This is a genomic window from Gelidibacter sp. (genome assembly GCF_053579655.1).
Genome location: NZ_JBMDWE010000009.1, coordinates 1 through 12,998, shown reverse-complemented (window position 1 = coordinate 12,998; position 12,998 = coordinate 1). Strand labels below are relative to the sequence as shown.

The window sequence follows — 12,998 nt, the reverse complement described above, 5'->3', positions numbered from 1 at the left end:
TTATTTTTAAACGGTTTGCCCAAGGTTTTTTATTCCATCTTCTCTAGTTTGGAATTTACTTTGCTCTTTTTCAATAATTAGCGAATTCCGTTCTGTCTAAAATTTGGGAGATTTAAGTTTAACTCTTATTCGACATTTTCTATGTTGGTGTATAATCCGACAATTATTAAACTATCCCAATCAAAATAGGTCACTTTAGCAAAATCTACATTTGTTTTTTCAGAGTTCAGTTCCGTTTTAATTTATCCAGCTTAGAATAAAATTTATTGTTATTACTGTCTTCTCTAGTGGCCGAATGTCCATCATTATTTATATAGGATATTCTAGACCGTTTTTATTAAAAATGGTATGATTTAGATTCTTTTAAAACCCATAATGAATTTAGGTTATGGTGTCATTTGTTACTTAACGACCTATAAAATTGTTCCATTCTAAATCTCCAATCTATTTTATTATAATTTTTTTATAAGTAGTATTTTTATTTGTTGTAATTTCAAGAATATATTGCCCTGAAGCCAAATTGTTTATGTCAGTTTTAAGATTATTACTTTCTTTAATGAGTACACCTGTTATACTGAAAATTCTTATGTTTTTAACTGTTTCATTATCTGGAATCTTAATATTTATAACTGTCTCTGCAGGTACTGGATAGGCTTTTATTGAGTTATCAATTTTGTTTTCTGAAGAAAGCATAACCCCTGTTTTATTAATTGTAAAATAATCTGCAATCGTCCCACTCATAGTTAAGAATTTTACATTTAAGTTCTGTCCAGTAGTCCCATCATTTTCAATTTCTAAAACACATGATCCAAGTTCATTTATTGAGGTATACATGGCTTTATGATTCAAACTTCCGCCTGAAATTTTCCCTGCTGATCCTGTAGTTATATAAACGGTTCCTTGAGTATCACTTGCGGTTTTGGTGTATGGTCCATCTGCTTGATCTTCTTTTCCTGATAAATCACCATTCGCACCAACAGTATGGGTTGATGAATTGAAAGTATTAGAAAGTCCATAGTGACCATTGAGAAAATAGGATCTTTCATAAGAATGGGAATGGCCACTGAGTACTAAATCAACACCATTATTTTCTAATATTGATAAAAAGTTGTTGCGCATAGCGATTAGTTCGGTCTCTGTGTCAGAATCATGTGAACCTTTTGTATATGGTGGATGATGAAATAATGCTACAATCCAATCTTGAGAAGTTGTTTTTATATCTGAAAGACACCATGCTATTTGAGTTGGGTTGTTGTACAATTGAGCGGAGTCTAAAACGATAAAATGAATATTAGCGTAATCAAAGGAGTAATAGGCTTCTGTACCTGAGGCTACCCCACCAGCATCTGCTGCAGTAGGAAATGAAAATATATCATAATAAGGTCCAGATTGAATATTTGATATTGAGGAATACCCATCATGGTTTCCGAATGTTGACCATGCCACTGATTTTTTTAACATATCAGAATAAATATTAAAAAAAGCATTTTGATACTCATTATCTGTTCCGGTAGTATAGGCATTATCTCCTAAAAACAACATCATATCTGTTTGATTTGGATTTGTTGAGGTTGTAGTTACATAATTATAATACTGATCTCTTACATCTCTTTGGTTTTGATTTAACGTACCAGCATCCCCTAGAATCCATGCTCTTACAAATTGTTTTTCTCCTACATTAGGAGGCGTTTTTACAAACATTTCACTACTTGCTGTTACATAAACACCAGCTAAATCTGCTATTTCATAGAAATATTTTGTGTTTGGTAAAAGCCCAGTTAATTTAACTTCATGATTAATTCTTGGAGTATTGTCTTGCTTTGTACTATTTAATGTACCTAATGACGTTCCGTAATTAATGACAGATTCTGTGAGAAAATTAGTCCTCCACTTTATAATTACACTTGTAGGTGTTCCAGATTGTAAATATGGTCCTCTCGTTATAGCAGCAGGTATAGTTTCATATCCTTTAAGTCTAAAATCAAAACTAATATCTGAACTTGTCCCTGATTGTTGATGAATTTCTACTGCTAATACATTGGTACCTGTTACTAAACTACTGCTTATTATTTTCGAGATCCATTTAGTTTCATCACTTCCACCTACACCTGAAGAAGCATATGTTTGATAATCAAAATAAGCAGGCATATTATCGCTCCAAACTTCAGCTCCGTTCAGGTAAACTATCATGCCATCGTCGCGAATAGCCTCCAATTCTAAGTAGTTATATAGAGTATTGTCTGATACGTTAAAAGATTTTCTAAAATAGGTAGTAGGATACTTATTGTTGGCATCCGCACCGTAGCCAACAGTTGTTGTTTGTGTGTCACCATATCCAAATGGAGCAGGGAAATTCAAATTCCATGATGCATCATTAAATCCTGTGCTGCACCATGTATTTCCTTGATTAGAGCCATCATCTAAATAGTTCCAATTAGCTCCGCTATTAACAATAACTGTTTGTGATAACAGATTCGTTGAAATCATTATCATCAAAACAAAAATAGTTTTCTTAATCATAACCCCAATTTTAACTTCAAATTATAAAATTCTTTTGTAGTTTTTTAACAAGCGACAGTATTTTGGTATTTTAACTTTAATCTGTTATCGCAAATTTTGCTTGTTGTTATGTATGCATTTTCTCCAATCTCAAATTGATTTTTTGCTTTTTCATAGGTTAGCTGCCACCAGCGAATATATATGTAATAAGCATACAAAAAACACAGGAAATAAAGTTGTGTTTTGATTTATAGTGTTTTGCAGCTGTATGGTTTAGGGTTTTGCCTTGGCATGTGCATTCAGGATCTTATGGTGGATGGGCAGTATAAAATCAAGTCAAGGGTCATTCTAAGCTGTTTTGAGTACCTATTGGCTCAAAATCATAACCATTTCATATGCAGATACACCATGGCATATACGTACCATATATTTAAGCTAAATTAAGATTATTTTTCGGAATTTATCTGATTTGTTGTCCCTAGTTTTAGCCATCTCTGGATGGCTTGATGCCGTGATTAAATCAGTAGCCAATACAATGGCTTCTTTTAAAACTAGGCTGTCTGCTGCACATCGACATGGCCATCCGCAATTCTATTAATTTAAATCTGTTCAAATGTCTTTTAGAAGTGAAAGGGCCAGGAAAAGGCAGTTATGGACTTGGGGAAGACAATATAAATAGTTAAGACATAGCAGTTCATGCCTATAAAAAGCTAAACGTGCGCTTTGTCGAATTAATTTTAGTGAAATCCAAAAACATTTATCTTTATAAAACCCTTATTCATTTTATCACATGGGTTATAGATTTTGGGCTGATCGCTGATTCTTAAAATACTTTGTGATCATGTAGTTTATTGAGGTATGGTCTGTAAGCTTTTTAATGATCCAAATAAGTATGGTAAAAAAGTACGTAACCCTTCTGTTAAGCATATTTGCTGCCATACACGCCTATGGTCAGTGTGCTCCTGATGTTACGCCACCAACAATTACCTGCAAAGATGTAGTGGCCGATTGCCAGGGCGGTTTGAAAGGTGTGGGTTCGCTGATGCCTACTACCTCAGATGGTTGCGGCCCTATTGTGTTACAGACTTATACCTTATCAGGGGCTACAGCGGGGTCAAGTGCCAATACTGGCATTAATGATGCCACTACTGTCAACTTTTTAGCAGGTACAACCACCGTTACTTACACTATTAAAGATGGCGCAGGCAATTCAGCCAGTTGTAGTTTTAAGGTAACCATTAATGATTATGATGCGCCTGTAGTTGAATGCCCAAACGATGTAGTAGTTAACAATGATCCAGGGCAATGTACCGCTTATGTAGATTTGTATGATTTAGGGTGGTTTCCAACGGCATTCGAGAAATGTAAATCGATTATAACAACACCTTTTGGGATTCCACCAGGAAACCTTTTTCCTGTGGGGACCACTACGGTCATTTGGGTGGTTTCAGATTCAGCAGGAAACTCTGTGACCTGTACACAAAAGGTTACCGTTACTGATGTTGAGCCGCCTACCATCATCTGTCCGTCAACCATTACCGTTAACGCTACTGCGGGCCAATGTACTGCCAATGTGAATGTGCCGCTGCCCATTGTTACAGATAATTGTACGATAACTTCCATAACCAACAATTTTAATGGCGGTGGTGCTGATGCTAGTGGGGTGTATCCGTTAGGCACCACTAGGGTAACCTTTCAGGCTACGGGTTCTGATGGCATCATGGTGAGCTGTTTTGTTGATGTGATTGTGACCAACACTCAAGACCCTATAATTACTTTGTTAGGCGCCAACCCCATGAACATTGAAGCCTGTGGCACTTATTCAGAATGGGGTGCTACTGCCTTTGATGCTTGTGCTGGTGATATTACGGGAAGTATTGTAGTAGATGCTTCGGCAATTAACATGAATGTGGTAGGAAACTATGCGGTGGTTTATACCATTACCAATGCTGCAGGTCAAAGCGCGACGCAAATTCGTACGGTAAATATTGTGGATACCCAAGCGCCGCACTTAAGTCTCAATGGTCCTAATCCGCAAACTGTTGGCGATTGTTCGCCCTATATAGAATTGGGAGCTAAAGCTATTGATCCGTGCTTTGGTGATATCTCATCAATGGTGGTGATCGATAATTCAAATGTGGACACCAGTACTTTAGGTTTTTATGTGGTGACCTATACGGTTACCGATGTCTCTGGAAATACCGCAGCCCAAATAACACGAACCGTTGAGGTGATTGATACTAGTGGACCGGACATTGTGTTGGAGGGCGCCAATCCGCAAATTATTGAATTGTGTGCGCCTTACACCGAATTAGGAGCCACGGCTTATGACTCCTGCTTTAACGAGGATTATACTGGTGCTATTGTCATAGATTTATCTGCGGTAAACTTTAATCTTGTAGGTAGCTATCCGGTAACCTATAACGTGATGGATAGCAATGGTAATTCTGGCCTTGAGGTGATTAGAACGGTTGAGATTGTAGACACCATAATGCCAACAATTACCTGCCCTGAGGATATGGTATTGGAGGCCGATGTGGGCAGTTGCTCCACAATTGTGAATTATAATCTTGTGGTTGTAGACAATTGTACAGGGGAGACTATTGTGCAAAAATCCGGATTGCCGTCAGGAGCTTCTTTTCCGATTGGGATAACCACCAATACTTTTGAGCTTACAGACGCCCAAGGCAATGTGGCCACCTGTTCGTTTGAGGTTACTGTAAATGATACGGAACTTCCGGTAGCACGCTGTCAGAATATCACAAGGGCCTTAGATCCTATAACAGGTTTGGTAACGATAACTGGTGCCGATTTGGACAATGGGTCTAGTGATAATTGTAATTTCACCCTAAGTGTATCACCTTCGGTATTTGACTGTAATAGTATTGGTGACAATGTGGTGACCTTCACCATCACCGATGCTTCTGGCAATTCTAGTACATGCACCAGTACCATATCCATAACGGATGTGAGTGTCAGTGCTTCGGTAAGTATTAGCAGTACAGCAAGGACTATTTGTCAGAGCGAACAAGTTATATTCACAGCCACTCCAGTAGATGGTGGTGCAACACCAACCTATCAATGGCAAATAAACGGCAGTGATGTATTTGGAGAAACGGCGGAGACCTTTACAACAACCCTCTTATCAGATGCCGATGTGGTTACTGTGGTCATGACCTCCAGTTTATCTATTTGTGCCACAGGGCAAATAAGTAATGGGGTCATTATATCTGTTAATGATTATAATGCTCCGGCCAATGCGGGTCTAGATATCACCAATGCCATCTGCACCGAAACTACCATTACCTTGGCAGGTAGTTCAGTTACAGGAAGCGGCGCAACAGGTTTATGGACGGTGACTTCGGGTCAGATTTCTGGCTTTTCATTTTCGGATGCTACAAGTCCCACGTCAACATTTAGTGGCGATATAGGCGAAGTTTACACCCTCACTTGGACCATTGATAACCCCGCACCTTGTTTGGATACCAGCGCCAGTACTACCATTACCTTTATTGGTTGTAATGCTTTAGATTTTGACGGGGTGGATGATAATATCAGTTTTAGGGATCATTATAATTTTGATGGCGATTTTACCATTGAAATATGGATGAAATCGGATGTCTCTACGGGCAATATCCAAACTATTTTGTCCAAACGTGACGCGAATAACCTGGTAAATGGCTATGATTTGAGATTGGTAAATAACATCCTTTCTTTTAATTGGAATGATGGAGCAGCGCTGACATCACCCTTTCCAATAACAACAAACCGATGGTACCATGTGGCACTGACCTTTGGAAGTGGCACTTACACCTTGTATGTGGATGGTGTGGTTGTTAATAGCAACACAGGTACTCTGCCATTGGCTAATACGGTAGATTTTATTGTGGGTGCCATGGATCAGACTTTGGTATCGCCATTTAGGCCTTTACACTATTTTGATGGTGGAACAGATGAACTGCGTATTTGGAGCCGTGCCTTGTCCACGGAACATATCCGTAGGATGATGAATCAAGAAATAGCGGATAACTTGGGCAACGTAAGGGGCACCGTGATGCAAATTGATATTGCTGGCTTGGCATGGACTGATTTGGATGGGTATTACCAGATGAACCAAATTACTGATATCATATCAGGCAGTTTAACCTCAAGTAATGGGTCTGGAATTAACGGTGTGCTGAGGTATATGACCACCTTTCAGCCAGATACGGCACCCATTCCGTATCAAACAACTGCCGACGGATTCTGGGCGGATACCAACGTTTGGCTGCATGGCGCCTTTCAGGCCATTCCGAACAGCCTAGGTATTGATGGTAGCACAGCTATAGACTGGAATATTGTGAGAACCTCACATTATATTGCATCAGGTGATATTAATATTACGGTTGCAGGTTTAGATGTCGCGAGCAATACACTAACCATTGCCAATGGTGATGCCAATGATGGACAGAGCCTTCGGGTGATGGACTATCTGATTCTCAATGGTGACTTACGTTTGGTGGGGGAGTCACAGTTGTTGCAAGATACTGGAAGTATTGTGGATTATGCTGGAGCAGGTGTGTTGAGACGCGATCAGCAAGGCAGCTCTAATTTATACAATTACAATTATTGGGGGTCTCCAGTAAGTTTTGATGGCGCTACTTACACGATACAAAGTGTACTTCATGATGGTGGGGTGCCTGTACAATGGACGCCAGGCCATAATGCTATTCCAAATACCTCACCCATAACGTTAAGTAGCCGATGGTTGTATTTGTATGAAAACTATCCTGAAAACACCTATGCCGCATGGAATCGGATCAATGTCACTTATCCTATTACTGTAGGCTTAGGCTATATCATGAAAGGAAGTGGTGCCGCTGCTGCTTCGCAGAACTACACCTTTGTGGGCAAACCAAACAATGGGGTCATAAGTACGCCAATTACCGTGGGCAATCAGTCGTTGGTGGGCAATCCGTATCCTTCGGCAATTGATGCAGATGCGTTTATAAATGATAATTTTCGCAGCATTCAAGGTGCGCTTTACTTTTGGGAACATTACACCTCAAATGCCACGCACGTATTGGCCGATTATCAAGGGGGGTATTCAACCTATAATTTAACGGGAGGTAACCCTTCAGCCTCGCCACCGGAGATCAGTGGATTGGGCACCCCATCCAAACTTCCGGAAAGGTATGTTCCGGTTGGGCAGGGATTTATGGTAGTGGCCAATGCGTCCGGTGGGACTGTTATTTTTGAAAATAAACAACGTGTTTTTGTAAAGGAAGGCGCTACGGGAACATTAAACAATGGCTCGGTATTTATGAGAACTACCACAGCTGCAACGCCCGCGGCTAAAAATAGGGCTGCTGTTATAAAAAGAATACGGTTGGTATTTAAAACCCCTCATGGCGCTACCCGACCATTGCTTTTAGGATTTGTGCCTGACCAATTGGCAACTGACGGATTTGATTATGGCTATGATGCAATAAATACTGAGGCCTTACCAAATGACATGTCTTGGATGATTGGTGAGAATAGGTACGTGATTCAGGGCATTGGTGATTTTGATATGACTAAAAAAATACCCTTGGGGATCTTCTTAAAGAATTCAGGTAACATTGGAATTAAACTCAGTGCACTTGAGAATTTTGACTCTGATATTGATGTTTTTATTTATGATGCCCTCATGGATACGTATATGAAAATCAATAATGCAGACTATCATATCAATTTGAAGCCAGATAGTTATGTTAATAGATTCTATTTGGCATTTCAACCTTCACAAACCTTATCAACCATAGACGTGCTTTTCAAAAGCTTGAACGTCCAGTATTTAAATAAAACACAAGAGATTTATATCGAAAACCCAAGCACCCTGGCTATTGAGGGTGTTGATCTGATCTCTATCTTAGGGCAAAAAGTAAGGACTTGGAAGCGTGAAAGTTTACAAGATCCACGGGTTATTAGAATTCCTGTTAAGGGGGTCTCATCGGGGAATTATGTTCTTAAGATCAGAACCTCTACAGGAGTGTTTAGTAAAAAAATAATTGTTGATCTTAATTAGTTCTAAAAGAGTATAATGGGGTGTTTGAGTCATTTTAGCTATGATTTCATGCTAAAGGACGAATATTGTTAAATAATTGTTATTTTTTTAACAGTTTGTGTTACTTTAGAACACAGAAGGTTAATAGCGAAGTTTTTAAGGACCTTATTTCTGATTTTAGAATACGCTTTATATTTAATTTCTACATACATTTTGCTATTATGATCATACATCTTGCTTTTTAAGACCATCATTTCTATATAAATTTTGCGTACCCTTTTCTAAGAGTTGACCTACAACTAGATTGAAAACCCCACTACAACACAGTTGTGCTGTAGTTTTAATTTAACTAAAACCAACCTTATGAAAAAAGCATTACTTTTTGCCGTTTTGGCATTCTCGTTTCACACTTTTTTTGCTCAAACTACCATTTGGTCTGAGAATTTTAATTCTTATTCCAACGGAACTATTGTAGGTTCTGGTACTCCACCTAAATGGACGAGAGAAACAGTTAGTCAATCCGAATATTTTCAAGTACAATCTGGCCAAATGGAAGGTAAAAACTTGAAAAGAGAAAATGTATGGGCATCACAGAATATAAATATCACTCAATTTTCAAATGTCAAACTGACTTTAAATTTTTCAGGTGTAAGTTCGCTAGATGATTATATTAAAGTTTACTATAAACTTAATAATGGAGCAGAAATATTATTTAGTATTAACGGCGAGACTATAGGGTCTGCTGGGACGTTTTCGAATAGAATTGCTTCACAGGAGGGTTTAAATGGTAATAGCGTACAAATAATTATTAGATTAAAAAACGATAAAAATAAAAATGTTGATGCATACTACAGATTTGATAATGTTCTTGTTCAAGGCGTATCCACACCTTGCGCCAAGGTGTCCTCTTTCCCATATCATCAGAACTTTGATAGTTGGACTTTAAGTGAGCCCAAAACTACATGTACAGGTGATGGTACTGTGATTCTTGAACAATGTTGGACAAATGCTTTAGGGGACAACATAGATTGGGATGTCTATAGTGGTACAACAGCTACTCCAGGCACTGGACCAAGTAGTGACCATACCACTGGAGGGGGCAAATACTTATATACAGAATCTACCAGTTGTTTAAATAGTGTAGGATATGTGGTCACGCCTATATTCGATTTTTCGGGGGTCAACAATCCGAAATTAGGGTTTTGGTATCATATGAATGGGAGTAGTATGGGGACACTTTCTGTTCAGGTGTCAACCAATAATGGTATTACTTGGTCTGGAAACATTTGGAGTCGTAATGGCCATCAGTCAAGTAACTGGCAGGAAGCTTCGGCAATTTCCTTGCTTCCCTATGCTGGGAACTCCAATGTGCAATTAAGGTTTAGTGGAGTTACTGGAAGTGGAGGCCAATATGCGTCAGATATGGCTATAGATGATTTTTCAATTGTAAACGAAGCATTTCCATCTATATTAACGGTGAGTGCCTTAAATAGTTTTGGAGAACATTGCACAAATACAACTGCGGGGCCAGAGAGTTTTACAATAACAGGTGGAAACCTCACCACGCAGAACGTAAGTGTGGCTGCACTTACAGGATTTAGCTATAGCACGACGGCAGGAGGTCCTTATACAACTTCATTAAGTCTCCCACAATCTGGTGGTACATATAGTCGCGTTATTTACGTTAAGTTTAATCCTGTGGTCGCAGGGTCTCATAATGGTAACATCAGCGTTGGGGGCGGCGGTGCTCCTTCCGTTAATGTCCCGGCAACAGCTGGTGCTAATGCGGCGCCGCGTGCCGCAAGCTCTGCGTTTCCGTTAAATGGTGCCACCGGGGTTTGTTATGACGGCGGGGGAGCGGTTTCTTCTGTTGCCTGGGATGCGGTGCCTGGCGCCACCTCTTATGATGTCTATTTTAGCCCTGGCTCCATGCCTGCTTCTGTCATTCAAAATGTAACAGGTACATCCTACCAAACCATTCCGCTTGCTGCCAATACAACTTATTATTGGAAAGTAGTCCCTAAAAACAATTGTGGGAATGCCATAGGTGTTGCAAACTGGAGCTTTACAACAGCCAATACCTCTTGTACTAATAATTATTGTGAAATCACGTTTGCTGAGGTGCGTTCCATTACCCATGTGAATTTTGGAACCATTGATAATTATAGCTCACCCTTAACGGGTAGTCCATCTTATGAGAACTATACTTCAATAAGTACAGACTTATCAGCTGGTGGAGCTCAAACTATTACTTTGGAAGGCTTTACCAATGGCAATAATCAGTTTTATTATACGGTATTTTTTGATTGGAATCAAGATGGCGATTTTAGCGATGCTGGTGAATCTTATAATATAGGGACCATCACCAATTCAACGGGAGTTGATGGTAAGGTAATAACGGCTGTCATCAATGTGCCAATAACTGCTGCTGCAGGTACAACTATCATGCGCGTTGTTGGGAGCTATAACAGTTACAATTCTGATCCCTGCGTTACTTATAGCGGTGAGGGGCAGATTGAGGATTATTCGGTTAATGTGATTCCGTGTGTGGCGGGCGATCCCTCTGTATTTGGTGACAACCAGTGGACTGTCTATGCCTATAATGGTAATAATCTTAATCTTTCTGGAATAATTTATGCAGGCTATTATACGGAACCCAACCTGACCTTCGATTCTAAAGATCGCTGGGGGGAGATGCTTTCGCCTTCAAGTGCCTCTGGGTACCAAGGTTGTCTCGTGGCTAATGATGACCATACGGTTGTGTACAAGCGCAGTAATTTTACTTGTGGTATTTATCAAATAGATGTGACATCGCATGACGATGCAGCAAGATTATATATTGATGGGGTTCAGGTTTTTGAGCATATTGGAGGGGGTGATTTCCATGATAATATTTGGACGGGAAGATTGGATGCTTCTTCTACGGTAGAATTCCGTGTTGTAGAACAAGGTGGTGCTTCCCATGCGGCCTTGACCTTTACTTTAATTCCTGCAATAGCTGACTTTTCTTCAAACACCCAAGTGGTACAAAACGGAGGTGTGGTCAATTTTACCAATACTTCTTATGGACAAACTGCTCCCTACCTATGGACTTTTACGCCATCAACCGTGACATTTCTTAATGGGACCAATGCAAGTTCATCAAATCCGCAGGTTCAGTTTAATGGTTTAGGCTCATATAATGTGGCGCTTCTCATTACAGACACTTGTGGTGCAACGTTCACTAAAAGTAGTCCCAATTATATATTGGTAAGCAATGAAACGGTGTTTGATGCTGATGGGACTTTTATTGTGCCTTGCGGTATTACCAGTATCAATGTGAAGGCATGGGGAGGTGGTGGTGCCGGTGGCGGCTCTAGAAGTACCGGGAATAGTTCGAACATAAATTCCGGTGCTGGTGGTAGTGGAGGTGCATATGCAAGCAACTCAATAGCAGTGACACCAGGAGCGGTACTAACTATTGATGTTGCGGGTTCAGTTAGCGGCGTTAGTAATGGCACTGGCACTGATGGTAACCATTCAACAATCTTGGGTTTTGAATCGCAAATATGGGCTGCAGGTGGCTCGGGTGGCCAGGCTAATGCCACTACAACAAGTCCATCTGGTGCGGGCTTTGCAGGTGCCAATGGAGGAGGCTCAGGGGGTACAGGCGTTATGCCGATTAGTGATGGGAATAATGGTACCATCCCCGGAGGTGGAGGAAGTGGGTCTAGTACCCGGGGAGGTTCCGGTGCTCAACCTACAAGAACTGGTGGCCGTGGTGCAGGAGGACGGGTAATTCTCTCTTGGGATTTAGAAACCATACCACCAACAGTTGTTACTAAAGATATTAGCGTCCAATTGGATGCATCTGGAAACGCTACTATATCAACTAGCAGTATCGATAATGGGTCTTTTGACTCCTGTAGTGAGATCACTTTAGCACTTGACATTACAAGTTTTAATTGTTCGAATGTCGGTGCCAACACAGTCACTTTAACGGCTACAGATGCTGTGGGTAATGTGGCTTCGGCAACAGCACAGGTAACAGTAAATGAGGTGATTCCTGCACAAGTTATTACTCAAGACATAAGTATCAACTTAGATGCGAATGGTAATGCAAGCGTTCTTCCTGCAGCTGTGGACAATGGCTCCAATGATAACTGTGGTATCGCAAGCATGTCTGTATCCCCGAACACTTTTATTTGCTCGGATATTGGTCCAAACACGGTCACTTTAACAGTCGTTGATGTCAATGGGAATAGCAGTTCAGCAACGGCAACGGTCACGGTAAATGATGTAACTCCTGCACAGGTCATTACTCAAAATATCAGTGTGGATCTCGATGCCAATGGGAACGTCAGTATCGTTCCTGCAGATGTGGACAACGGTTCCAATGACGCCTGCGGTATTGCAAGCATGACGGTAGTTCCAAACACTTTTGATTGTTCGAATATCGGTGCCAACACGGTTACCTTAACGGTGGTGGATGTCA

Annotated in this window: 3 protein-coding genes; 2 read left to right on the top strand and 1 reads right to left on the bottom strand. The window is 40.3% G+C overall.

What is annotated here, in order from left to right:
- Positions 1 to 444: 444 nt before the first annotated feature.
- Positions 445 to 2,520 (bottom strand): metallophosphoesterase, encoded by a 2,076-nt coding sequence (locus ACOH2D_RS06430; RefSeq protein WP_449534730.1) that lies wholly within the window; start codon positions 2,518 to 2,520, stop codon positions 445 to 447.
- An 871-nt stretch (positions 2,521 to 3,391) separates the two neighbouring features.
- On the opposite strand from ACOH2D_RS06430, the gene ACOH2D_RS06425 reads away from it, so the two are divergent.
- Complete coding sequence (locus tag ACOH2D_RS06425) at positions 3,392 to 8,545, top strand: DUF8693 domain-containing protein (protein ID WP_449534729.1); 5,154 nt, start codon at positions 3,392 to 3,394, stop codon at positions 8,543 to 8,545.
- 342 nt (positions 8,546 to 8,887) lie between these two features.
- Positions 8,888 to 12,998 (top strand): GEVED domain-containing protein (locus ACOH2D_RS06420; RefSeq protein WP_449534728.1); only part of this gene is annotated, 4,111 nt, incomplete at its 3' end.